The organism is Ensifer sp. LC384 (genome assembly GCF_001695865.1).
GTDB lineage: Bacteria > Pseudomonadota > Alphaproteobacteria > Rhizobiales > Rhizobiaceae > Ensifer.
In genome coordinates, this window is record NZ_MBST01000009.1 from 88,032 (window position 1) to 112,501 (window position 24,470).

21 protein-coding genes are annotated in these 24,470 nt (G+C 61.1%); 12 read left to right on the top strand and 9 right to left on the bottom strand.

Features of this window, described 5'->3' with window-relative positions:
* Window position 1 precedes the first annotated feature (1 nt).
* From BC363_RS10405 to BC363_RS10415, 3 genes are all read right to left on the bottom strand, one after another.
* Window positions 2-916, bottom strand: a complete 915-nt coding sequence (locus tag BC363_RS10405; protein WP_065781776.1) for an ABC transporter permease — start codon at window positions 914-916, stop codon at window positions 2-4.
* 88 nt (window positions 917-1,004) lie between these two features.
* A complete protein-coding gene (locus BC363_RS10410) occupies window positions 1,005-2,504 on the bottom strand; it encodes an ABC transporter substrate-binding protein (protein WP_065781775.1) in 1,500 nt (499 codons plus the stop codon).
* A gap of 27 nt (window positions 2,505-2,531) precedes the next feature.
* Complete coding sequence (locus BC363_RS10415) at window positions 2,532-3,416, bottom strand: DMT family transporter (RefSeq protein WP_065781774.1); 885 nt, start codon at window positions 3,414-3,416, stop codon at window positions 2,532-2,534.
* A 237-nt stretch (window positions 3,417-3,653) separates the two neighbouring features.
* Between BC363_RS10415 and BC363_RS10420 the strand changes: the two genes are divergently transcribed.
* The 3 genes from BC363_RS10420 to BC363_RS10430 are packed head-to-tail and all read left to right on the top strand — an operon-like array spanning window position 3,654 to window position 6,929.
* Window positions 3,654-4,850 (top strand): exo-alpha-sialidase, encoded by a 1,197-nt coding sequence (locus tag BC363_RS10420; protein ID WP_065781773.1) that lies wholly within the window; start codon window positions 3,654-3,656, stop codon window positions 4,848-4,850.
* Complete coding sequence (gene pdxA, locus BC363_RS10425) at window positions 4,847-5,803, top strand: 4-hydroxythreonine-4-phosphate dehydrogenase PdxA (RefSeq protein WP_065781772.1); 957 nt, start codon at window positions 4,847-4,849, stop codon at window positions 5,801-5,803. Before BC363_RS10420 ends, pdxA begins: the two co-directional genes overlap by 4 nt.
* 7 nt (window positions 5,804-5,810) lie before the next feature.
* Window positions 5,811-6,929 carry an iron-containing alcohol dehydrogenase gene (locus tag BC363_RS10430; RefSeq protein WP_065781771.1) on the top strand — a complete coding sequence of 373 codons (1,119 nt, stop codon included), beginning with the start codon at window positions 5,811-5,813 and terminating at the stop codon, window positions 6,927-6,929.
* Between the two features lie 77 nt (window positions 6,930-7,006).
* Here the strand turns inward: BC363_RS10430 and BC363_RS10435 are convergent, their stop codons facing one another.
* Together BC363_RS10435 and BC363_RS10440 are read right to left on the bottom strand one after the other, a co-directional pair.
* On the bottom strand, window positions 7,007-7,708 hold the full coding sequence (locus BC363_RS10435; protein ID WP_065781770.1) for a FadR/GntR family transcriptional regulator: 702 nt from the start codon (window positions 7,706-7,708) through the stop codon (window positions 7,007-7,009).
* Window positions 7,709-7,711: 3 nt separating this feature from the next.
* Window positions 7,712-8,740, bottom strand: a complete 1,029-nt coding sequence (locus BC363_RS10440) for a four-carbon acid sugar kinase family protein (protein ID WP_065781769.1) — start codon at window positions 8,738-8,740, stop codon at window positions 7,712-7,714.
* Between the two features lie 585 nt (window positions 8,741-9,325).
* Between BC363_RS10440 and BC363_RS10445 the strand changes: the two genes are divergently transcribed.
* The 7 genes from BC363_RS10445 (at window position 9,326) to BC363_RS10475 (ending at window position 17,440) form a co-directional block, all read left to right on the top strand.
* Window positions 9,326-10,153: a phosphogluconate dehydrogenase C-terminal domain-containing protein gene (locus BC363_RS10445; RefSeq protein WP_065781768.1), complete on the top strand. Its 828-nt coding sequence runs from the start codon at window positions 9,326-9,328 to the stop codon at window positions 10,151-10,153.
* 124 nt (window positions 10,154-10,277) lie between these two features.
* Window positions 10,278-11,219, top strand: a complete 942-nt coding sequence (locus BC363_RS10450; RefSeq protein WP_065781767.1) for a D-ribose ABC transporter substrate-binding protein — start codon at window positions 10,278-10,280, stop codon at window positions 11,217-11,219.
* Window positions 11,220-11,288: 69 nt separating this feature from the next.
* Window positions 11,289-11,927 (top strand): DUF2291 family protein, encoded by a 639-nt coding sequence (locus tag BC363_RS10455; protein ID WP_065781766.1) that lies wholly within the window; start codon window positions 11,289-11,291, stop codon window positions 11,925-11,927.
* Window positions 11,928-11,929: 2 nt separating this feature from the next.
* Complete coding sequence (locus BC363_RS10460; protein WP_065781765.1) at window positions 11,930-13,474, top strand: sugar ABC transporter ATP-binding protein; 1,545 nt, start codon at window positions 11,930-11,932, stop codon at window positions 13,472-13,474.
* Window positions 13,474-14,538, top strand: coding sequence for an ABC transporter permease (locus tag BC363_RS10465; RefSeq protein WP_065781764.1), 1,065 nt, complete (start codon window positions 13,474-13,476; stop codon window positions 14,536-14,538). The genes BC363_RS10460 and BC363_RS10465 overlap by 1 nt, the downstream gene beginning before the upstream one ends.
* Window positions 14,539-14,540: 2 nt before the next feature.
* On the top strand, window positions 14,541-15,575 hold the full coding sequence (locus tag BC363_RS10470) for a Gfo/Idh/MocA family oxidoreductase (RefSeq protein ID WP_065781763.1): 1,035 nt from the start codon (window positions 14,541-14,543) through the stop codon (window positions 15,573-15,575).
* Window positions 15,572-17,440 (top strand): hypothetical protein, encoded by a 1,869-nt coding sequence (locus BC363_RS10475; protein ID WP_065781762.1) that lies wholly within the window; start codon window positions 15,572-15,574, stop codon window positions 17,438-17,440. Before BC363_RS10470 ends, BC363_RS10475 begins: the two co-directional genes overlap by 4 nt.
* Before the next feature lie 3 nt (window positions 17,441-17,443).
* On the opposite strand, the gene BC363_RS10480 is transcribed toward BC363_RS10475, so the two are convergent.
* Window positions 17,444-18,160, bottom strand: a complete 717-nt coding sequence (locus BC363_RS10480; protein ID WP_065781761.1) for a transcriptional regulator NanR — start codon at window positions 18,158-18,160, stop codon at window positions 17,444-17,446.
* A 149-nt stretch (window positions 18,161-18,309) separates the two neighbouring features.
* Here BC363_RS10480 and oiaX point away from each other — a divergent pair, with 149 nt between their 5' ends.
* A complete protein-coding gene (gene oiaX, locus BC363_RS10485) occupies window positions 18,310-19,566 on the top strand; it encodes a 3-oxo-isoapionate-4-phosphate decarboxylase OiaX (RefSeq protein ID WP_065781760.1) in 1,257 nt (418 codons plus the stop codon).
* A gap of 3 nt (window positions 19,567-19,569) precedes the next feature.
* Complete coding sequence (locus tag BC363_RS10490; protein WP_065781759.1) at window positions 19,570-20,871, top strand: four-carbon acid sugar kinase family protein; 1,302 nt, start codon at window positions 19,570-19,572, stop codon at window positions 20,869-20,871.
* A gap of 188 nt (window positions 20,872-21,059) precedes the next feature.
* On the opposite strand, the gene BC363_RS10495 is transcribed toward BC363_RS10490, so the two are convergent.
* The 3 genes from BC363_RS10495 to BC363_RS36220 all read right to left on the bottom strand — a co-directional run.
* Entirely contained in the window at window positions 21,060-22,268 is a 1,209-nt protein-coding gene (locus BC363_RS10495) for an ABC transporter substrate-binding protein (protein WP_065781758.1), read from the bottom strand.
* Between the two features lie 19 nt (window positions 22,269-22,287).
* On the bottom strand, window positions 22,288-22,653 hold the full coding sequence (locus BC363_RS10500) for a hypothetical protein (RefSeq protein WP_065781757.1): 366 nt from the start codon (window positions 22,651-22,653) through the stop codon (window positions 22,288-22,290).
* Window positions 22,654-22,728: 75 nt separating this feature from the next.
* Window positions 22,729-24,470: type I secretion C-terminal target domain-containing protein (locus BC363_RS36220; protein ID WP_280139293.1), on the bottom strand; the 1,742-nt coding region annotated here is incomplete at its 5' end.

The window sequence follows — 24,470 nt, forward strand, 5'->3', positions numbered from 1 at the left end:
TTCAATGACGGATGCGTGGATCGAGCAGCGCATAGGCGAGGTCGATCAGCAGATTCATGACGAAGATCGCGAGCGCGGTGACGAGAATGGCGGCGAGCACAACATTGAAGTCACGCTGCAGGATGCTGTCGATCATCAGCTTTCCAACGCCGGGAAAACCGAAAATGGTTTCGACGATGACCGCGCCGTTCAAAAGGCTGGCCGCCTGATCGCCGATGACGGTGATGACGGGAAGCATGGCGTTGCGCAACGCGTGGAGGAAGATAATCGGCCCTGCTTTGACGCCCTTGGCGCGTGCCGTCTTGACGTAAGCCGAAGAAAGCGCGCCGATCATCGAACCGCGAACGACCTGGACGATGATGCCGAACGGGCGAACGAAAAGCACGCAGATGGGCAGGATCCAGTGCAGAAGCGAACCGGTGCCGGATGTGGGAAGCCAGGCAAGGTTCACCGAGAAAACCACGATCGCGACAATGGCGAGCCAGAAATCGGGTACGGCCGCACCGATCAACGAGATGACCGAAGAGAGGCGATCGAAAAAGCCGCCGGCGCGGAATGCTGCCAGCGAGCCGACGACGATGGCAGCGCCTGTCACCAGGGACATGGTGATGGCGGCAAGCCAGAGCGTCCACACGAAAGCTTCCAGAACGACGTCGAGCGCCGGGCGTGCCTTGCGCAGGGACGCGCCGAAATCGCCGGTTACGACGTCACCGACATAGCGGGCAAACTGAACCATGAGCGGATCGTTGAGGCCGTGGATCTCGCGAAATTGCTGCTTCATTTCCGCCGAGGCTTCGACGGGAAGGAACAGGGCGGCGGGATCTCCCGTCAGACGCGAGAGGAAGAAGACCATCACGATCAGCCCGATAAGGGAAATCAGGCTGGCCACGGCGCGTTTACGAATGAAGCTCATCATTGTGCCCCTCCATTGCATAGGGCGGCGAGATCGTCCCGCCGCCTTGATTGCGTCTGTCCCTGGCGGATCTGACGATCGCCAGAACGGTTCACTTGATGCCGATCTCCGAAAGCTGAAGCATCGAGTTGGTCGCCATGGTGGGCTTGAAGTCCAGGCGTTCGGAAACGCGCGAGAAACCGACCATGTGGAAGAGCAGCACGTCGGCCACCACTTCATCATGCACATAAGCGATGGTCTGCGACCAGAGCTTGGCGCGTTCGTCGCCAACGGCGGCGGAGGCGCGCTTGATCAGATCGTCGACCTTGGGGTCGGAGAAGCCCGACTGCGTGCCCTCGGTTGCGTATTTGAAGAACATCGAGAAGGATGGGTCACCCTTGGAGTTGTCGTGCATGGCGGCGACGAGCTGCGGGCCGCGACCCTCCTTGAACGGCTTGGAATAGTAGCCTTCATGCTCTGCCACCTCGACGAACTTGAGATCGATCTTGAAGCCGACTTCCTGCAACTGGGCCTGAATGGCTTCCATGATCTCCGTCACGTTCGGGAAGTTTGCCGAGCGCGCGACGATGGTGATCGGTGTCTCGACCTTCACGCCTTCCGCCTTGGCTTCTTCCAGCAGCTTTTTCGCTCCCTCCGGATCAAACGGGGAAACCTTGACGTCCGGGTTCCAGCCGAGCGTCGGCGGCGGCACGATTGCCGTAGCGAGAAGCGCGCTGTCTGGAACCAGAGTGCCAAGGAACGCCTGACGGTCGATGGCCATGTTGAGGGCACGGCGGACGCGCACGTCGTTCATCGGCTCGATGTTGTGGTCGATGCGCAGATAGACGGTCTCGCTGTCGAGATAGGAGAAGTCGGTCTTGGGGTTTGTTGCGTCGAGCTGCGAGATGGAGGGCGAGAGGTCGGCCTCGCCGGCCTGAACCATCGCGGCACGCACGGACGGGTCTGCACGGAACAGATAGGTCGCTTCCGTGACCTGCGGCTTCTGGCCCCAATAGTCATCGCGTCCACTCAGAACGATCTGCTGGCCTGGCGTCCAGTTGGTCAGCTTGTAGGGGCCGGTGCCGATCGGCTCGCGGATGAACTCGAGCGGCGTTTCTTCCGGAACGATCGTGACCAGCGACATCAATAGCGGCAGGATCGGCTGGACCGGATCGGCGCTGAAATCGATCGTATGATCGTCGACGACGTTCGCGGTGACCGTCATCCCGCCGAAGTAGCGGCGGGACTCGCAGGCATTCTTGTCGCTCATGATGCGGTCGAAACTATGCTTGACGTCCTTGGCGTCAAAGGTCGTGCCATCAGAGAATGTCACCCCTTGGCGAAGATGAAAACGCCAGCTTCCGTCCTCATTCTGCTCCCACTTCTCGGCAAGGCGCGGCATGACGCCCTTGCCGCCGCGAACGTCGAGTTCGGTCAGGGTTTCGCTGACATTCTGCATGATGACGCGGCCGATATTCGAACGGGTCGCCATGCAGGGCTCGAGTAGATCGGCTTCCTCCGCCAGCACAATCTTGATCGGCCCTGATGCTGCAAAGACGGGCGACATGGCGGAGCCCAACATAAGCGCACCCAGGATAAGCGTTTTCTTCATTGCATTCTCCTCCCTAGAAAGTCTGGTTCAGTTCGACGTGTTGTCAGATCCGATTTTTCCGGAACGCGCGGCCATCAATGCGGCGCAGCATATGAGCGCACCGCCGCCGATGGTGGTCAGCGCGGCGGTTTCGCCGAACAGGGCAAATCCGCCGAAGGCCACAAGCGGCAGGCGCAGGAAGTCCACCGGCGCCACGACGGTCGTCGGCGCCAACGAAAAGGCATGGGTCATCAGTCCCATGCAGGCGGTACCGACCACGCCCTGAAGCGCAAGCAGCCCCATTTCCCTTGGGCCAGGAATGGCGAAGAAGGGGATGGCGAGCAGCAGGGCGATCGGCACGGTCAGGAGAAGGTTCCACACCACGAGCGTCGACGTGGCGTCACCTTTCGACATGGATTTCAGGATCAGCTGGATCGCTGATTGAAGCATGGCGCCTGCAAGCGCCAGCAAGATCGCCAGCGTGAAGCCTGTTCCCGACGGGCCGATCACCAGCATGGCGCCGGCAAAACCGAGGGCGACCGCTGCTATCATCGCCGGGCCTGGTCGCTCGCCCAACGTCAATGCTGCGCCAAGCACGACAAAGATCGGGGAGGTGAAGGCGATGGCGGTCACGTCGGCCAGCGGTCCCCAACTGAAGGCGGCAAACAGTGCGATCATCGCAAGGAGCTTGAAAGCGGCGCGGAGCGCGTGCTGACGCATCGGGTGCGTCGTACGCAGAACGGATGGGCGCAGCGCGATCCAGGGAAGAAGGATGAGCGCGCCGAAGAACGCGCGAAAAAATCCGATGACGAAAGGGTGTACCGCACCGCTCAGCGCCCGCACGATCACGGCATCTGTCGCTGCGAGCGTTGCTGCTCCCGCTGCAAAGACGACGGCCGTCGTAGCCTGGTGGCGGCTGCTGGCGTTGTGCATGAAGGTCCTCCGTCCCCGGCATCCTCGCGCCGGGTTGTCGTGACCATCTAACGTTCGAAGAAGTTTGTCAAATTATTTTGCTATGTAAAATTTATTTTCGATCTTTCATTTCGAGAAAATGCTTTATCTTCAATAAGATAAGATGTGATGTAATGTTGCATATGCTAACAAAATAACATTAAAAAACTTGACAACTTGGAAAATTTGGCGATTTTCGAGCGTGACTGGAGGGCCTAAATGCATCCCGATGAAATCGCTCGCAACATGAACGGCGTGCTTCGATCCGCATCCCCAGGGCGCGACGAAGCCTTGCTGCCTTCGCCAATGATTCAGAATCATGCGGCATTTCTGCACCTGCTCGATGACGGCACGCTCGTGTGCGCCTGGTTCGGTGGAACGCTCGAGGGCAAGTCGGATATTTCCATCTTCGCTTCGGTGCTGACGGAAGGCGCGACGACCTGGGGACCGCCCCAGCGCCTGAGTGATGATCCCTCGCACTCGGAGCAGAACCCGGTGTTGTTTTCCGCGCCGGGCGGGGCACTCTGGCTCTTTCATACTTCCCAGCCTTCCGGAAATCAGGATGAATGCCGGATCCGCATGGCCGAGGTAGTGCGCGATCCAGCGGATCCGCAAAAGCTCGTCGCCAAACAAGGTCACTATCTCGATCTGCCGCGTGGTTGCTTCGTCCGCGCGCCCGTTGTCGTTCGCGATGACGGAGCGTGGCTCTTGCCGATCTTCCGCTGCGTGCAGCGCCCCGGCCAGAAATGGAACGGCAGCCACGATACGGCAGCCGTCGGCGTATCGATCGATGGCGGCGAGAGTTGGCACCTCGACGATATCGACCAGTCCACGGGCTGCGTGCACATGTCGCCCGTGGCGCTCGGAGAGGACCGATATGCCGCCTTCTTTCGCCGTCGGCAGGCCGACTTCGTCTATCGCAGCGACAGCAGCGATGGCGGGCGGTCCTGGTCCGTGCCTCACGCCACTGATGTGCCGAACAATAATTCATCACTTGCCGCCGCCCGTCTTCGCGACGGTCGGATCGCCATGATCTGCAATCCCGTCAATGCGCTCTCGTCGACCGATCGACGCGCCTCGCTCTATGACGAGCTGGGCGAGGAGGATAGCCGGCCCGATGCGGATCCAAGCGGAGGTTGCGTTCCGGTCTGGGGTGTGCCGCGCGCACCCGTGGCGCTCTGCCTCTCCGACGATGGGGGGCGCTCCTTTGCGATGCGCCAGTCAATCGAAGATGGTCCCGGTACCTGCCTGTCCAATGATTCGACCGATGGCCGCAACCAGGAAATGTCCTACCCGTGGCTGCTCGAAGGTCCCGACGGCACCATGCATCTCGCCTACACCTATCATCGGCGCGCGATCAAATATGTCCGCCTGGCTCCCGGCTGGGACAGTGCGGCTCGACGGAGTGTTTCATGAGCAACATCATCGGAATAACCATGGGTGACCCATGTGGGGTCGGTCCCGAGATCTCGGTCCGCGCCCTGGCTGAAATGTCCCCTGAGGATCGTGCCCAGACGCGGATCTACGGCAATCTGACCACGCTCGAAACAGCTCGATCCGCACTCGGCCTTGATATCGATCTTGCACCTTTCGTGGTCGATCTGCCGATCGAGGGCGCACCTCTGCCGTGGGGGCAATTGAGCGCGGTCGCCGGCGACGCGGCTTTCCGCTTTATCGAGAAGGCGGTGCGGGACGCCGAAACCGGTGCGATCGGCTGCATCGTCACGGCACCGATCAACAAGGAGGCGCTGAACCTCGCCGGCCATCACTATGATGGCCACACCGGCATGCTGCGCAGCCTGACCGGGTCGAAGGCCGCCTATATGCTGCTCGCCTCCGACCGGCTGAAGGTCATCCACGTATCGACGCACGTCTCGCTGCAGGAGGCCATCAGGCGGGCGACGACCGACAGAGTGCTGGCGACGATCAGGGCAGGCGACGCGCATCTGAAGCGCATCGGTTACGCCGCGCCAAAAATCGCGGTCGCCGGCATCAATCCGCATTGCGGCGAGAATGGCCTGTTCGGCACAGAGGATGACGATCAAATCGCGCCCGCGGTCGCAGCGGCGCGTGCGGAAGGGATCGACGTTCATGGGCCGATTTCGGCCGACACAGTGTTTTATCGCGCCTATTCCGGTGCGTTCGATCTCATCGTCGCCCAGTACCACGATCAGGGACACATCCCCATCAAGCTCGTCGCCTTCGACACCGCTGTGAACGTCTCGGTGGATCTGCCGATCGATCGCACGTCCGTCGACCACGGGACGGCTTTCGACATCGCCGGAAAGGGCATCGCCAACCACGGCAACATGAACTCCGCCATCGCCTACGCGCGCAAGCTCGTCGCCGGCCGTGCCAAGCAAGGATGACCAAGCCATGACCATCGCTCAAATCACCCTTCATCAACCCCGCCGGCTGGCCGTCGGAGCCGGTCTCATCGGCGAGGTCGGCGCCTGGGCGGCAGACGCGCAGTCCACCTTGGTGATAGCAACGCCGATAACGGCCGGGTTTGCCGATCGGCTGAAGCTTTCCGGCCGCATCACGGTGTTCGACGCAATCCCGGGGGAACCGGATATCGCGACGCTGGAGGCGGCGCTCGATACAGCGCGCCGGTGCAAGCCGGACCTGATCGTCGGGCTCGGCGGTGGTTCGGTGCTCGATGTGGCAAAGCTGGTTGCCGTACTTTGGGATTCGGATCAGACGCTTGCGGACGTCGCCGGGCCGAACCGCGTTGCTGGCCGCAATACGCGCCTGGTTCAGGTCGCGACAACAGCGGGAACCGGCTCTGAGGCGGGTATCCGCTCGTTGATTACCGACCCCGCAAAGGGCAACAAGATCGCCGTGGAAAGCCCGCACATGATCGCGGATTTTGCCGTCCTCGACCCGGAATTGACCTATTCGGTGCCGCCGGCGGTCACGGCAGCGACTGGCGTCGATGCGATGGCCCATTGTGTCGAGGCGTTCACCAATCGGCGGTCGCATCCGATGATCGATGGGTTTGCGCGAATGGGCTTCCATCTCGTGGGCAAATATCTGGCGCGCGCGGTCGAAGACGGGTCAGACACAGAGGCGCGGGAAGGGCTCATGCTTGCGTCCTACTACGGCGGCATCTGCCTCGGCCCAGTTAACACGGCAGCCGGACACGCCATTGCCTATCCGCTTGGGACACGGCTCGGTTTGCCGCACGGGCTCGCCAACGCCATCATATTTCCGCACGTGCTCGCCTTCAACCAAGCGGTTGCGGCGAAGAAGACGGATGAGGTCGCGCTTGCCCTCGGGTTCGGCGAAGCCCTGTCCGAAGCTCAGCTTTTGAGCGCTGCACACGGCTTTTGCAGCAACCTCGGTATCGAGATGTCGCTTGCAGCTCACGGCGCGACGGCGGATGATCTGCCTCGCTATGCAAGTGAAGCGCACGCAAACCGCCGCCTGATGGACAACAATCCGATCGATATGAGTGTCGAGGATGTCCTGTCTGTGTATCGCGCAGCCTTTTAGACGGGTCAGCCTGCCTTCCCCTGAAGAAAAATGCCTCGGCGGAAAGCCGAGGCATTTTTCTTTGAGGCGCTGTAAGTCTATCTCGTCGTCTGAAAAAGGCGCTCGCGCGAGCCGGTCAGGTGATCATGCATGAGTTGCTTTGCCCTCGTGCCGTCGCCGGCGGCAATCGCATCGGCAATCGCCTCATGTTCGGCGAAGACACGCGTAAGGCCGGCGGCCTCGCGCTTGACCGATGCGCCATGGAATTTCATGCCGACGGCAATATGGTCCTTGAGCGCTTCCATGGCGGTGGAGAAATAGCTGTTCTGGGCCGCGCGCGCGATCGCCAGATGGAACTGGAAATCGGCGTCCTCGCGGTGCGACTGGCGATTGGTGGCGTCGCGCATCAACTCGAGCGCCTGGCGAATTGCGCCGAGGCTGGTGGTATCGTGGCGAGCCGCCGCGGCGGCGGCGGCTGCCGGCTCGACCGTCAGCCGGAACTCGTAGCAGTTCAGCAGATCCGCAACATTCTCCAGCTGTCCGAAGCCAAGCGGCTCCTTCATGCCGACGGCGCGCACGAAACTGCCGGCTCCCCGGCGCGAATAGATCAACCCCTGGTCGCGCAGGCGCCGCAACGCCTCGCGGATCACCGGCCGCGAAACCTCGAATTCCGCTGCCAGGTCGTGCTCGGTCGGCAGGCGCTCATCGGGTTGATATGCGCCCGACTTGATCGCGCGGTGCATCCGCTCGAAGATGAGGTCGGCCAGGCTCTTGCGTGTCGTTCCGTTCTCCAGTCCCATTTGTCATCCCATATTGCGGAGAATCCTGTCCGCAATCTCCCTCAGCGTTCCCGGTTGTCCGAATCCTCCGGATTTGGCGATGATGCAACGACCGTCGGCGTGGGCCAAGCCCAGCCCTGGCATGCACTCGCCCACCAACCTGAAACGCGTGATCCGCATTTTCTCTAACACGGCTTCCGCGGTGGCGCCGCCGGAAAGAAGCAACGTGGAAGCGACCTCAGTCAGTGTTGGAAAGACGCTTTCCGCCAAAAATCGGGACACTTCCTGCGAATTCGTCGGTGTAGCCCCTGGAACCGCCTGCACCAGAGTTATCAGGCTCCCATCCGGGATCGCATTGGCAAGCCGGCCATTTGGCGCAGGCATGTAACGCGGCCTGCATGTGGCACGCAACTCTTCGATTTGCGCCAGCGTGATCGGATCGCGCGAACCGATTACGAAAAGTCCCGGTCCCGGTGGGATGCCGGCCGCAACCGCATCTGCTCCGCCGCTCATTTGGTAGGCGAGTGCCTCGGCCAGTCCGCGCGCGCCGATCAGCAGATCCGCCCCCGATTGCTGCGATGATAAAAGCCAGTCGTTCATTTCCTGCGGGGTCGCGACATCGGGGATCGTCATGCGGCGTGCGTGCCGGCCGAGCTTTTCGGCTATCGATATCGGTATGTCGACGCCGAAACCCTGGACATGGCCGGCCTTCACTATCCGCCCGAAATCCGGAATGGCAGGTGCAACGAGTGCTGCGTGAAAAGGTGTAACGTCGAGCTCGGCGGCTATGTTGCCCTTGAGGCGCGAGTCGACCTTCTTGAACAGGCGTGTGCCAGGCGGCAACGCGGCGAGCGCCGCCGCTGTTGCTTTCTGTGCTCTTGCGGCGTCCAATTCCCGTGAGCCAACATTGATTGAAATCACTTGCGGGTGCTCGTTCAAGGCCTCAGGAATCGCTCCGACAGTGAGCGCTGTCTCCGTATGCAGTCCCCTGCTGGCGAACGGGGCTGCTGCATCCAGGGCGCCGGTCAGGTCATCGGCGACAATGGCCAGCATCAAACCAACTCCGATAATTTGTTGTTATCTTTAATTCAGGCACTTTTGTTTGAAATGTCAAGGAAATTTGATTGCGATATTACAAATATGCCTATGTGATAGGCGGCTGCCAAGGGAGGCGTGACATGCCTTCATAGACGGCCGCATTCGCTGTCGATCGTAGTAGGACATTCCGCCAGCGTCCGGTTCCTCGCAGATCCCCTCCACCTCTATTTTCACGGGCGCGTCCGTCACAAGTGCTGGCGAAGAAAACAAAAGGCACGATGCAGCCACTCGTCGGTTCAAGCCAGCGCGTGCCGTGGGAGATTGAGATGACGGCTGTCGTGTCGCGACCTGAGGGTGACGTGAGATTGCACGAACCATTTCGAGGTTTTGCGCGGCCGCTGGAGTTCGATCTGAGGCGCATCTCGCAGCCGTAGACCCACGGGTCCGCTCGAGCAGCCGGCGAGATCGCGCACATCACATATCATGATAGATAGTTATTGACATGTTATACCAGTTGCGAAATATATCCTCGACGCTGGAGAGAGGCGTGGACATCCAGCTGACCCAGATGGGTGAGCTCAGGCATTTAAGGAGACTTCGATGACATCGATCGCGTTGTTTGGTGCCGGTGGTAAAATGGGCTATCGGCTTGCCAAGAACCTAAAAGGGTCGCGCTTCGATGTCCGGCATATCGAGGTCAGCGACAGCGGCAAGGCCCGGCTTGCCGACGAACTCGGCATAGCCTGCGTTTCGGCCGATGCGGGGCTCGGTGGGGCTGAGGTGGTCATTCTCGCGGTTCCCGACACGGCGATCGGCAAGGTCGCGGCCGGCATCGTCGACAAGCTGGAGCCGGGCGCGATGGTCATCGCGCTCGACGCCGCGGCGCCGTTTGCTGGCCACCTGCCGCAGCGTGCCGACCTTACCTATTTCGTCACGCATCCCTGCCATCCGCCGATCTTCAACGATGAAACGGACCCTTCCGCCAAACGGGACTTTTTCGGCGGCATCGCTGCAAAACAGCACATCGTTTCGGCTCTGATGCAGGGTCCTGAAAGCGCCTATGCACTCGGTGAAGAGATCGCCAAGGTGATCTGGGCGCCGGTCATGCGGTCGCACCGGGTCACGGTCGAGCAGATGGCGCTGCTCGAGCCAGGACTTTCGGAAACGGTCTGCGCCTCACTGCTCGTCGTCATGCGCGAGGCCATGGACGAGTGCGTTCGCCGCGGCGTTCCCAAAGAAGCGGCTCGCGACTTCCTGCTCGGCCACATGAACGTGCTCGGCGCCGTGATTTTCGAGGAGACTCCGGGGGTCTTCTCCGATGCCTGCAACAAGGCAATCGAGTTCGGCAAGCCGGTGCTCATGAGGGACGATTGGAGGCGCGTGTTCGAGCCTGCGGAAATTGCGGCCAGCATTCAACGCATTACCTGACATGTGGCGGGCTTTGCCCGCCGTTTTAGGGCGTCTTGCGCGCCCGAAAGAAGCGATTGCACCGGAGGGCCACTTTCAATGGAGGGGTGGTCGAGGAAGTCCTGTGCCTAACTGGGAGGAGAATATGAAAGTTACCCGCAGATTGATCACCGTCGGCTTCGCCGCCGTCATGGCCGCCAGCGCCGCAATGCCGGCTTTCGCCGCAGACCTCATCGCGATCATCACGCCGAGCCATGATAATCCCTTCTTCAAGGCGGAAGCCGTCGGCGCAGAGGCCAAGGCCAAGGAACTCGGTTACGAGACACTGGTTCTGGTGCACGATGACGACGCCAACAAGCAGTCGCAGCTCATCGATACGGCCATCGGCCGCGGCGCCAAGGCGATCATCCTCGACAACGCCGGTTCCGAAGCATCGATTGCTGCCGTCAAGAAGGCCAAGGACGCAGGCGTTCCCTCTTTCCTGATCGACCGCGAAATCAATGCGACCGGCGTCGCCGTCTCGCAGATCGTCTCGAACAACTATCAGGGTGCGCAACTCGGTGCCGAAGAGTTCGTGCGCCTGATGGGCGAGAAGGGAAATTACGTCGAGTTGCTTGGTCGTGAAGCCGATCTGAATGCGGGTATCCGCTCCAAGGGCTATCACGATGTCATCGACGAATATCCGGAAATGAAGATGGTTGCCCAGCAGTCGGCCAACTGGAGCCAGACCGAGGGCTACTCCAAGATGGAGACGATCCTCCAGGCCAACCCGGACATCCAGGGTGTGATCGCCGGCAACGACACGATGGCCATGGGGGCGATCGCAGCGCTTCAGGCCGCCGGCCGCAAGGACGTCACTGTCGTTGGTTTCGACGGCTCCAACGACGTTCGCGACTCGATCAATGCGGGCGGCATCAAGGCAACCGTCATGCAGCCGGCCTACGCGCAGGCCCAGCTCGCCGTCACCCAGGCGCACGAGTACATCACGACCGGCAAGGCTCCGGCGGAAGAAAAGCAGCTTATGGACTGCATTCTGATTACCGCTGACAACGCAGACAAGCTCGAGACGTTCGCGCTCTCCGAATAACTTTTCCCACGATAGCGCAAGGCGGGCCGAACCCCGCCTTGCGTCCTATGTTCATGACGGAGAATGGGAATGCCCAGGTTTCAGGCTGCATGCACACTCATGCTTGCCGGCGCTCTTGCGCTTGGCGGCTGCAAGCTCGTCAAGACCGAGGATGAGCAAAGGCAGGCGGCGGCAGGTGCGTTCAATCCCGACAAGCTGGTCGTCGATATCTGGGACGCGAAGGTCATTCCTTACCTTGATGGTCGCGCCGGCGCCTTCCAGGAGGTCTCGGCGCTTGCCGCGACCGACCTCAGTGCCGCGGCGGAGAAATACGGCCACAAGGAAAAACAGGGCAATGCGCCTTGGACTTTTGCCGCCAGGATCGACGGCGTGATCGTGGGAGAAGAAACCAAGTCACGCGCCGCCTATGTCGATGTGGATGTCGACGGCGACGGCAAGGCGGATGTCCGCGTCTCGATAGGCCCGGCCATTCGCGGCACGGCGCTGCGCGACAGCCTCAAGTTCGTGAATTTCAACGAGTTCAAGAACCAGATCGAATGGGCGCAGTACGGCAAGTCGTTCAATACCTACGTGAACGGCGCGCTGCTTGAAAAACTGCCGCGCGACGGCCTGGCCGGCAAGAAGATCAAGGCTACCGGCGCCTACCCGTTGCCGACCAAGGGCCAGTTGCCGCAATTCGTGCCGGCCACCCTCACCGTTGGAGGCTAATCATGAGCGGCATCGACGACGGCGACGTCATCCTTGAACTGAAGGAGATCACGAAGGCCTATTCCGGCATCGTGGCGCTGAAAAAGGCAGACCTCAAACTCCGGCGCGGAGCGGTAAACGTACTCGTCGGTGAAAACGGCGCCGGCAAGTCGACGATGATGCGCATCATCGCCGGCGTTGAACGACCGACGCTTGGTGAAATCTGGCTGGACGGCGAGCGCATACACCTCGACAGCCCGGCCGACGCGGTGCGTCACGGCATCGGCATCGTCTTCCAGGAACTGAACCTGTTCGGCAATCTCTCCGTTGCCGAGAACATTTTTGCGACCCGTGAGCTTACCCGCGGCATTCGCGGCATCGACCACCGCGCACAGGTCGAGAAAGCCAATGAATTCCTCAACCGCCTGGAAGCGGGGATCTCTGCCGAGACGCTTGCCGAGGACCTGCCGATCGGCCAGCAGCAACTCGTCGAGATCGCACGCGCAGTATCGCTCGACACGCGCATCCTGATCATGGACGAACCCACTTCGGCTTTGAGCGCGGCCGAGGTCGACGTTCTCTTCCGGGTCATCACCGATCTGAAGGCGCGGGGTGTTGCGATCGTTTACATCTCGCATCGGCTGGAGGAGCTGATGCGTATCGGCGACTACATCACCGTCCTGAAGGATGGCCAAATCACCGGCCATGCCATGGTCAAGGACATCGACACGCGCTGGATCGTGCGCTCCATGATCGGTTCGGACGCCAAGGATTTCGCCAAGCAGGTGGACCACGAGCCGGGCGAAGAGGTCTTCCGCACCGAGAACATCTGCCTGCCGAGGGCGCAGGGCGGCTTTGCCGTCGATCACGTTTCGATCGGCGTGCGCAAGGGCGAAATCCTCGGCATCTACGGTCTGATGGGCGCCGGCCGCTCGGAGCTTTTCGAGTGCATCATGGGTTGCCACGAACACTATACCGGCAAGATCTATGTCGACGGCCAGGAGCTCAAGGGGCGCGACACGACCCGCCGCATTCGCAACGGGCTGGCGCTCATCCCCGAAGATCGCCAGCGCGAGGGCCTGGTTCAGTCGATGTCGATCGCCAACAATCTGACCATGGCGAGCCTTGGTCAGTTTCTGAGGGCGGGATTCCACATCGACGTCGCGCGCGAAGCCAAGGCGATCAACGAGGCGATCCGCAATCTCTCGATCAAGGCGAGAAACCCGGAATTCGACGTGACGTCTATGTCGGGTGGAAATCAGCAGAAGGTCGTGATCGGCAAGGCGCTCATGACCGGCCCGAAAGTCCTGTTGATGGACGAACCGAGCCGTGGGATCGATGTCGGCGCAAAGGCCGATGTCTTCCTGACCATGCGGCGCCTGGCGGGCGAGGGCCTCGCCATCCTGTTTTCCACCTCGGACCTCGAAGAGGTCATGGCACTTTCCGACCGCATCGCGGTCATGAGCAACGGCCGGCTGGTCACCGTGGTCGACCGCAGGCACGCGACCGATGAGATGATCGTTTCGGCCTCTGCAGAGGGACATAAAACCAAAAGGATGCATGCGTGATGACGACAGCAACTCAAACTGCCGCCGCCGACAGCTTTTCCAGCGGGTCGGCGCTCCTCACGCTCATGAAGCTGAGGACATTCATCGCGCTCTTCGCGGTGATCATCTTCTTCTCGATCTTCGCGCCAAACTTCCTTTCAACCGCCAACATGATCCTGATGACGAAGCACGCGACGCAGAACGCTTTCCTCGCGATCGGCATGACCTTCGTCATCATTACCGGCGGCATTGACCTGTCGGTCGGCTCGATCGTCGGCCTCTGCGGCATGATCGCCGGCGGGCTCATCATGTACGGCGTGGCGTTGCCGCTCGGCTATACGATGTATTTCAACGTCATCGAGGTGGCGATCATCGTCGCGGTCGTCGGCATCCTGATCGGTGCGATCAACGGCCTGTTGATCACCCGGTTGAACGTCGCCCCCTTTATCGCGACACTTGGTACCCTCTATGTCGCGCGCGGGATGGCCCTGCTTTACTCGGATGGCCAGACATTGCCCAATCTCACGGGGCGCGAGGACCTGGGCAACCAGGGTTTCAGCTACCTCGGTTCAGGCACGATCCTCGGATTGCCCGTCTCCGTGTGGATTCTCGTCGCCGTTGCGCTTGGGGCTGCCTATTTTGCCCGCTTCGTGCCGCTTGGCCGGCATATCTTCGCCGTCGGCGGCAACGAACGCGCCTCGCGCATGTCGGGCATCCGCGTCAACCGCGTCAAAATGTTCGTCTACATGTTCTCCGGCTTCTGCGCCGCAATCGTTGGGCTGGTCATTTCGTCGGAACTGATGGCCTCGCACCCGGCAACCGGTACCAATCTCGAACTCAATGCCATTGCGGCGGCCGTTCTTGGTGGTACATCGATGTCGGGTGGGCGTGGGACGATCGGCGGGACGATCATCGGCGCCTTCGTGATCGGCATTCTCTCTGACGGATTGGTGATGATGGGCGTTAGTTCGTTCTGGCAGATGGTGATCAAGGGGCTGGTGATCATCGTCGCCGTTGTGGTGGATCAGGCGCAGCGCCGCCTGCAGCAACGGGTCACTCTCATGCAGATGGCAAAGGCGGGCTGAGCATGGCGAAGGTCAAGGGCGCGCTGATCGGCTGCGGCTTCTTTGCAGTCAACCAGATGCACGGCTGGAAGGACCTGTCTGATGTCGAGATCGTGGCGATCTGCGATCGCGATCCGGAACGGCTTCGGCTCGTCGGCGATCAGTTCTCCATAGCACGGCGCTACCTGTCGGCGGAGGCGATGTTTGCCGATGGCGGTTTTGATTTCGTCGATATCGCCACGACGGTTGGCAGCCACCGTGCACTTGTCGAACTTGCCGCCTCTTCCAAAGTACCGGCGATCTGCCAGAAGCCATTCGCACCGACGCTTGAGGACGCCAAGGCCATGGTGAAGATCGCCGAAAAGGCGGGTATCGCCCTGATGATCCACGAGAATTTTCGGTGGCAGACGCCGATCCTCGCGATCAAGGACGTGCTGGCGAGCGGTGCGATCGGCGTGCCGTTCTGGGGTCGCATCTCGTTCCGCTCCGGCTTCGACGTCTTTTCCGGCCAACCTTACCTCGCCAAAGGCGAGCGCTTCATCATCGAGGATCTCGGCATCCATTCGCTCGACATCGCCCGTTTCCTGTTCGGTGATGCAAGCCGCATGACAGCCCGCACGGCCCGCATCAACCCGACTATCGCTGGCGAGGACGTCGCAACCATGTTGCTTGACCATGACAATGGCATCACCTCGATTGTCGATGTCAGCTATGCAACCAAGCTTCCGGAAGAACCCTTTCCGGAAACCTTCGTGGAGATCGATGGCAGCAAGGGTACGCTACGCCTCGGCAAGGGCTACAGACTTACCGTCCACTCCCCGGATGGCACGACGGAAAGCGTCGTTGCGCCGAACCTGCTGCCCTGGGCCTCGCGGCCCTGGCACAACATTCAGGAGAGCGTCGCGCTCATCCAGAAGCATTGGATCGAGCGGCTGGCGTCCGGCCAGCAACCCGATACTTCGGGCCGGGACAATCTGAAGACCTTCGCGCTGGTTGAGGCTGCCTATCTGAGCGCCGCGCGCGGCGAGACCGTCGCCGTTGGAGACTTGCTGGCATGAGCCAAGACACGCTCCGACTTTATGGCACGGCGGAGCGCGAGCCGGAAAGCCGGATGCTTGTCGCCGGCGATTTGAGCGTCGAGCTGCAGAACGGCAATCTGCACGGTTTGCGTTTCCGCGGTCACGAGGTCCTGCGCGCCATTTCCTTCCTCGTGCGCGACAAGGATTGGGGCACCTGCAGTGCAACGATCAGCGGTCTCGCGGTGACGGAACGGAAAAACGGCTTCTTGCTCCGTTATCACGCACGCTTTACCGCGCCGTGCGGCGCAAATCTTGATTGCGACATAGCGATCACTGGAACGTCGGACAGCGTGACCTTTACTGCAGACTGCGTCAGCGACGCGGATTTCGAAACCGCGCGGGCGGGTTTCGTGGTCTTGCACCCCGTCGTCGGTGTCGCTGGAGAACCTGTCGAGGTCAGGCATGGTGACGGCAGCATGCAAGACGCTCGTTGGCCCGATGAGATCGAGCCCTGGCAGCCCTTCAAGGACATCGCCGCGATCACGCACCGCGTTGCACCCGGCATTGTGGCGACAACGGAATTCGTGGGCGACGTCTTCGAAATGGAAGATCAGCGGAACTGGACGGATGGTTCCTATAAGACCTACGTGCGACCGCTGGCTCTGCCCTGGCCCTATCTTGTGCCGAAGAACGAGCCCTTCTGCCAGCGGATTTCTGCGCAAATCCGGGCGGAGGAGGGCGCGGCATCGGCGGTCGGAGCTTCGGATTCGATTGCGGTGAGACTGGTGCCGACAAACATGCGGTTTCCGGCGATCGGCATAGGGTTGCGTCCTGAATGCCGCGAGGAAGAACTGGCTTCGCTCCATGCGCTGACGACGGTTGGTGCCGAGCATCTGATCGCCCATTTCGATCCCGGCGCGGGACATGGGCTTGAGGCGCTGAGGGGCTACGCTGCGATCGCGGCTCGGTCCGGCCTGAAGGTAACGCTGGAGCTTGCCGTGCCGTGCGCGCGACCGCTCGAAGAGGAGATGGCGGAATTTGCGGCCCTCGTCGATCGCGCGGGTCTTGCGCTTGATACGCTGTTCGTCTCTCCGTCTGTGGATCGGCAGTCAACGCCGCCCGGCAGCGCGTGGCCGGAATGCCCGGATCTCGCCGATGTCTATGCCGCAGCGCGCGCCGCCTTTCCTGGCGTCCGGCTTGGCGGCGGCATGATGAGCTATTTCACCGAGCTCAATCGCAAGCGGGTGCCTTCCGGTCTGATCGACTATGTCAGCCATTCGACGAACCCGATCGTGCATGCGGCCGACGATCTTTCGGTCATGCAGACCTTCGAGGCATTGCGCTACGTCATCAGCACCACCCGGGCGATCTATGGCGACAAGCCCTACCGCATCGGCCCCTCGACGATTGCCATGCGCCAGAACCCCTATGGCAGCGCGACGAAGGAAAACCCGGCAGGGTCCCGAATTCCGATGGCCGATACCGACCCGCGCCACAATGGCCAGTTTGGCGCAGCCTATACGTTGGCCTATGCCGCGACAGTGGCGACGGCGGCGCTGGAGGTCCTGACGCTTTCGACCCTTGCCGGTCCCTTCGGGCTTTCGGCCGGCGATGGAGAGGCAACGGCAAGGGGAGAACTGCGGCCGCTGGCGCATGTACTGACGCGCCTCGGTGCCATGTCACATCAGCCAATGCATGCGGTCGAGACGTCGCGACCGGACGCGGTTGTTGGACTGGCCTCAAAGGAGCGGTTGCTTCTCGCGAACATCACCTCTGCCGTCCAATCCATTGTGTTGCCCGCCACACCGAACAAGGTTGCAATGATCGCCGCTGAAGGGGCTGAATTGCCGGCGCACCAGCGGATGACGCTGCCGCCCTACGGCTGCGTGGAGATCGTGCTCTGAGCGCTATTTCTGGCCCTTGAGGGCGTAAAGTGCGCGGGAGCGTTCCAGGTGCTTGACCATGGCCTGCTCGGCGAGATCGGCGTCTCGGCTTTCGATGGCGCGGATGATTTCCTCATGCTCCGAGAGCGTGAAATTCTCGCGACCCGTCCAGATGAGCATTTCCGTATGATAGGACTTGAGCCATCCCAGCATCGCTCCGCTCACCGCAGCGAAGATCGGGTTTCCGGAAATTCGGGCGATCGCCTGGTGAAACTCCATGTCCGCGTCGATGAAGGCATCCGCATCGCCGAGGCTCTGCTTTTGCTTGTCGAGGAGGGCGCGAAGCTCGGCGATATGCGTCGCGTCTGCCCTGGCCGCTGCCTCGCGAACCATGCCGCGCTCGAAGAAGATGCGCGCGTTCTTCAGGTGTTCCAGCGTGTCAGACGAGCCGGAGAGCATCAGTTTTGCCGGCAGGTCGACCTGCCTGATGATGGATTCGGCGGTGATGCGCAGGACTTTGGCGCGCTCGCCCTGCGAGATTTCGACGAGGCCTTTTCCGGCGAGCGCCTGCATCGCCTCGCGTATGGCCGGGCGGCCGACGCCGTAGCGTTCCATGAGTTCGCGTTCGGAGGGCATGTCGTCGCCCGCCTTCAGCTCACCGGTTTCGATCATCTGCTTCAGTCGCGCGAAGACTTCATCGGAGAGTTTTTTGCGGACGATCGGTTCGGAAATGACATTCATGGGTCACCTGATTTGGACAGGTTTGAATATGCATCAAGTTCCATCGCCGCAATAGCCTTGCCGGAGACGACTTGCAATCACATAAATACTCATTATACCAGTTGGCGCACCTTAACAAGCATGCCGCCATGTCGTGGAGGGGAGAAAACGTGATCCGCCTGACCTATCGGATAGAGACGCCCGGCTCGGTGGAAGCGATGGCGACAAAGATCGCCAGCGATCAGTCGACGGGCACCTTCGTTGCCCTGCCAGGCGAGACGGAAGAGCTTAAGGCACGGGTGGCTGCCCGTGTCGTTGCCATCCGTCCCCTGCCTGCGACCAGCCAGGCCTCCCTTCCCGATGAGGCCGGTGGGAACACGCATTTCAATCGCGCAGACGTCGATATCGACTTTCCGATGGATGCGGTCGGTACCGATCTCGCCGCCTTGATGACAATTGCAATCGGCGGCGTCTACTCGATCAAGGGCATGACGGGCATTCGCATAGTCGGGATGAAACTGCCGCAGGAGTTCGCAGCTGCGCATCCGGGCCCGCAGTTCGGCGTGCCGGGCAGTTTCGCGCTGACTGGAGTGAAGGACCGGCCGATCATCGGAACCATCGTCAAGCCGGCGCTCGGGCTCCGGCCCCACGAGAGCGCCGCGATGGTCGGCGATCTGATCGAGGCGGGTGTCGATTTCGTCAAGGATGATGAGAAACTGATGAGCCCGGCCTACTCGCCCCTGAAGGACCGGGTAGCCGCAATCATGCCACTGATCCTCGATCACGAGCAGAAAACCGGCAAGAAGGTGATGTATGCCTTCGGCATCAGCCATGCCGACCCTGACGAAATGATGCGCAACCACGACATCGTGCACAATGCCGGTGGCAATTGCGCCGTGGTCAATATCAATTCGATTGGCTTCGGTGGTCTTGCCTTCCTGCGTAAGCGCTCCGGCCTCGTGCTGCACGCCCATCGCAACGGTTGGGATATCCTCACGCGCCATGCCGGCCTCGGGTTCGAATTTTCCGTCTGGCAGCAGTTCTGGCGCCTGCTCGGCGTCGATCAGTTTCAGATCAACGGTATCCGCGTGAAGTACTGGGAGCCGGATGAAAGTTTCGTGCGTTCCTACAGAGCCGTCAGCACGCCGCTCTTTTCCGAGAATGACGTGGCGCTGCCGGTCATCGGCTCGGGTCAGTGGGGCGGACAGGCGCCGGATACGATTGCGGCCACAGGTGGCTCCACCGAGCTGCTCTATCTTTGCGGCGGTGGCATCGTCAGCCATCCGGGTGGACCCGGTGCCGGTGTGAAGGCCGTCAAGCAGGCTTGGGAGGCGGCGGTTGCGGGTGTGCCGCTTGAGACCTATGCGAAGGATCACCCGGAACTGGCGCAATCGATCGAAAAGTTTGCCGACGGCAAGGCGGCCTGAATCATGTCACGACCCCTGATCAGCTACTACGGCGACGATTTCACCGGCTCGACGGACGTGATGGAGGCGCTTGCCTCGAACGGCGTCGAGACCGTTCTGTTCCTGAAAGTGCCAGATGCAGACCTGTTGTCGCGCTTTTCTGGCGCGCGCGCCTTCGGGCTTGCCGGCACCAGCCGCAGCGAAACGCCGGCGTGGATGGATGTGCATCTCCGCGATGCCTTCGGCTGGCTGAAGACGCTTGATGCCGAGCTCTGCCACTATAAGGTCTGCTCGACCTTCGATTCCGCGCCGCATGTCGGCAATATCGGCCGGGCGATCGAGATCGGGCGTGAGGTCTTCGGCGAGGAGACGGTGCCACTCATCGTCGGCGCGCCGCAGATTCGGCGCTATACCGCCTTTGGTGAACTCTTCGCCGCCTACCAGGGCCGCAACTATCGCATTGATCGTCACCCGGTCATGTCGCGCCATCCGGTTACGCCGATGGACGAGGCCAATCTGCTGCTGCATCTTGCAGGGCAGACGAAGCTGTCATCGGCGCTCGTCGACATTGTCTCGCTTCCGGGCGCGATTCGGCCGGAGAAGGCTGATGTGCTGCTCCTCGATGTCGTTGACGACGCAACGCAGGTTGCAGCCGGTGCGCTGCTTTGGAATAAACTCCGCCGGGAGAGCCGGTTCGTCTGCGGTTCCTCCGGCGTCGAATATGCCCTGATCCCCGCCTGGCGCAGTGAACGGCTGATCGGGAACAAACCCGTCTTCGCGGCGGCCGGACCGGTCGATCGCATCGCCGTCGTTTCGGGCAGCGTTTCACCCACGACAGAGAGACAGATCCATCATGCGCTCGCACACGGTTTCGAAGGTGTCATGCTTGATCCGCTTGAGCTCTCCGGCGGCACGGATGGGAGAGAAATTGCTGCAGCGGTGGCCGCTGGCCTAAGCACGTTGGAACGTGGCCGTAGCGTCATTCTATATACGGCGCTTGGGCCATCAGCGGACAGGGGCCGCGAACTCGATACGTCGGATGGCGCCCGCCATCGCCTCGGCAGGGCGCTTGGTCGAATCCAGGCCGAACTTGTTTCGCGTGCCGGACTTGCGCGGGTTGTGGTTGCGGGAGGCGACACCTCAAGTCACGCCCTTGGCGAGATGGGCATCTCAGCCCTGACCTTGAAGATGCCACTGCCACAGACGCCCGGTTCGCCGCTCTGTATCGCCCATGGCGGCGAAGCGGACGGGTTGGAGATCGCGCTCAAGGGCGGCCAGGTGGGCGATGACGACTATTTTTCCATGATCCGCGCCGGCGGTTTCTAGGGTCAGCCTGCGGCAAGGCGGGATGACAGAACATCGTGATCTGGAATCTACGGAGTTCGTCCGCAGTTCAAACATCACCTGAACCGCCCCCAAACCTCGGACCGCCGGAGACTGGAGTTTTCCGGCTTCATTCAGGGAGGCGGGCTGGTTGCGCCTCCCGAATTCACCAACGAGCCAGAGCACTCGGCTCAGAACGAGCGTGGGGCCGGATCCAGGAGCTTCAAGTTCCCGCCCGTGACTTGATAGATTGCGCAGGTTCGCTGCACAGTGCCGTTCGGTTCGAACCGGAATGCAGCCGCCGCGCCGACGAAGCCGTTGGGAGACCGGATGCTTTCCTGGCTGATGGCGTTTTCACCCTGGCTGCGTACGAGGCCGGCCGCAAGCGCAATCACATCGAAGCCGTAGGCCGCATCGGCGGCAGCGGCGCGCTCATAACGACTGAGATAGCGCGAGGTCATCCGGGAGCCGTTCTCCGGACCGAACAGACAGAGATGACTTCCGGAAAGCTCCGGACGTTTGAAGGCGGCAGCGATCCAACCGGAACTTCCAACAATCATCGCATTCGGCTTCAGATAGCCATTGGCCTTGAGTTGCGACAGCGCGCCGACGTCGGCATCCGCCGCGCCAACCAGGAGCACCGCGTCGATATCCTTGAGCTTGGCCTTCGATGCCGCGTCACCGGAAAACGCGGTGGAGCCGGTTACGGCGAGTAGAACCGGTTTGATGCCATAGTCGGCAAGCCCGCGCTCGAGCCTCTGTCGGTCGCCGGTGGAGACATCGCCGGGCAGGAGCGCGACGAGCCGCTTACGGCCCGCCGCCGCCGCATAGGAAGCGCCCTCGACGGCACTGTCGATACGATCGGACACAAAAGCGAAAGTGCCGGCCGGCCGCTCGGCGCCATTGCCGCGGAGCATCAGCAGCGGCGTGCGGGCGGAGCCTAGCCCGTCACGCAAGGTGCTGACAGGCACGTCGGCGGCGGACACAGCGACAAGCGCGACTTTCTGATCGGCGAGCCTCTTTGCCGCGTCCTTGACCTGTTGCGGCGAGCCGTCGGTATTCTCGACCAGTAGCGAGAGCTGGCCGTCGCCAAGCTCGTCGACCGCGAGCGAAGCGCCGTCGCGGATATCGCGTTCGCGCACGGTTTCGCCCGTCGGCGCCATGAGGGCGGTGATGAGCGCGATCCGCGTCGCGCCATTGCCGAATGTTTCCTGCGGTTTCGCCGCATGCTCGGCCGCACGCCGGGCGTGCATCGCCTGCGGCGATTCCACGTCGAGCACGTCTTGAGGGGAGGGGGCACCCTGGCAGCCCGCGAGCACAGCGAGCGCGAACACGCCGAGGGTCAGCCATTGCCGGCGGAACGACACACACTTGGCCGGCGAAACGACAGCGCGAGACATGACGAGCAGACCGCCTGTGTCAGTTCATGAAGTGATGCATTTTGGCGTAGAAGCAATCGCACTTGGCGAGGTAGTCTTCGTCGCGCCAATTGGATTGAAGGTAACCGTAGGCCTTGCCGCAGGCGACCTTGGTCTCGGACGCCCAGACGAAGGCCGGTCGCGTCGAGGAGATCCAGCGCGGATCATCGGCAACGGCGATCGCCTCGTCCATGCGCGATACGACTTCCTTCGTCAGGGTGGTGACATCCTGCTCGACCGTCAACGAGGACTGGCTGAGCTCGGTGCACTGCCTGGCGGCCGGCGCATAGTCGACGATGAGATCGGCTGCGAAACCTGAAAGAGGCATCAGAGCGACCATCGCCCCCGCCAGCATGCTTCTGATCATGAAAAGACTCCCCCTGGAAAATGCGGTTCCCGGATGTTGACCGAGAACCGCTGAGCTGTCGAGACCGTCGTTGGCTTAGGGAACATCTGGTGTGATGTTTTGCGACGTTTTCGTCCCGTTTTCGTTGTTGAACAGGATCTTCACCACCTCGGTCGAGACCTGGAAATCTTCCAGCACGGCGACCGTGTGCCATGTCGAAGTATTGCCGGCGCTGCCGTCGGTGTCCACCTGCAGGTTGGCATCGCCGTCGCCGGCGTCCTGAACGCGCACGAAGTTGTTGATGGTGTCCGAAGGGAGGTTGCCGAGGAGCGCCGATAGATCGACGGCATCCTCATCACCGCGATTATAGTCGGTGATGACGTCTTCGATACTAGGAGCGTCAGGACCGATAACGAATGTATCGCCACCCCCACCGCCGGTCATCCGGTCGGCGCCCGTTCCACCATAGAGCGTGTCATTGCCAAGGCCGCCGTAGAGAGAATCGGCGCCACCCTCGCCGTAGAGAGTGTCATCGCCGAGACCTCCGGACAGATAGTTTGCGGAAGAGTTACCAAAGAGGAGATCGTTCCCCGAACCGCCAATTAGCCCCTCGATGTTGGCGAGAGTGTCGCCAGCGGCATCTCCGCCGTCAATCTTGCCTTCGGCCGGGTTGCTGAATATCTCGGCCCCTGACGCTGCGCCCCCATCGGTCAGGTTGATCGAGAGGGCTCCGCTGCTGCGGGTATAGTCTGCAATGTCAGTACCCGCGCCACCGTTGATGGTGTCTGTGCCGCTACCGCCATGAAATACTTCATTAGCAGAAGTGCCGGTAAATGTGTTGTTTGCTGAACTCCCGCCAGCTGACGTCACGAGAAAACTGGTACTTACCGTATCTCCGTCACCATCCATACCAACCGCATTGACGGTGAAATTCATATCGGTCGCCGCCACGGATTCCTGATATGACAACGTCGTGAAGGAAACTTTTATGTCTTTATTTCCAGCTTCGTCGACGCCCGTGATTGTAACAGTATTAAAATTGAAAGGAGTTATCTCATTGGCTAAAAATACACTCGGCGAAACCTCGACGAATGTATCTTCTGCATTAACCTTAACCGGAATGGTTACGGGGTTTAGCCCTCCATTCGATAGAGTGACATTAATCCATCCATCTTCGTCGACCTCGGCGATATTAAGTTTGAAGTTGGAGACCGGGCTGGCGAATTCCATTGTGAAACTGTCATTAGCGTCAAAGGTGGTGTTGCCCAAGCCAAACGCATTACTACTCTCAAAAGCATAGGCATTGAAGTTGTCGGCCCCACCCGTGTCGTCGGCAAGTGCCGTGAGCTTTACGAAGCCAAAATCATAATCTCCAGTGGGTGAGTTTTTGATATTGCTGGCCAAATCAATCGGTAACGTCGTGCCTGGTCGAACAGCAAGCTGCGTCACCTCATAGGTTCCGTCCAGGTTCAGCTTGATAGTGAAGGTGGGCGTCGCTGATCCGGGCGCAAATACGTTGATCGAAGAACTCCCGCTGGCACTGGTCGTCCATCCCTGGGGAAGGCCGGAAATGCTGGAAATCACCTCTGACGCCAAGCCATCGGCTCCTGCATTAAAGGCCAACAAACCTTGCAGCTTTCCAACTTCGTTGGCGAGAATTGCATTGGTGACCGTTCCAACTGCAATTCCGTCGTCCTCGAACTTGATGAGGCCGCCGCCGAGGTCGACCGTATCGGTGGCGACGTCCTTGTCGCCGTCCGTCACCGTCAGAACCGCCTGCAGCGCATTCGAGGCCAGCGAAACCGCCTCGTCGTAGCTGCTCGTGTTCGCATGGTTCA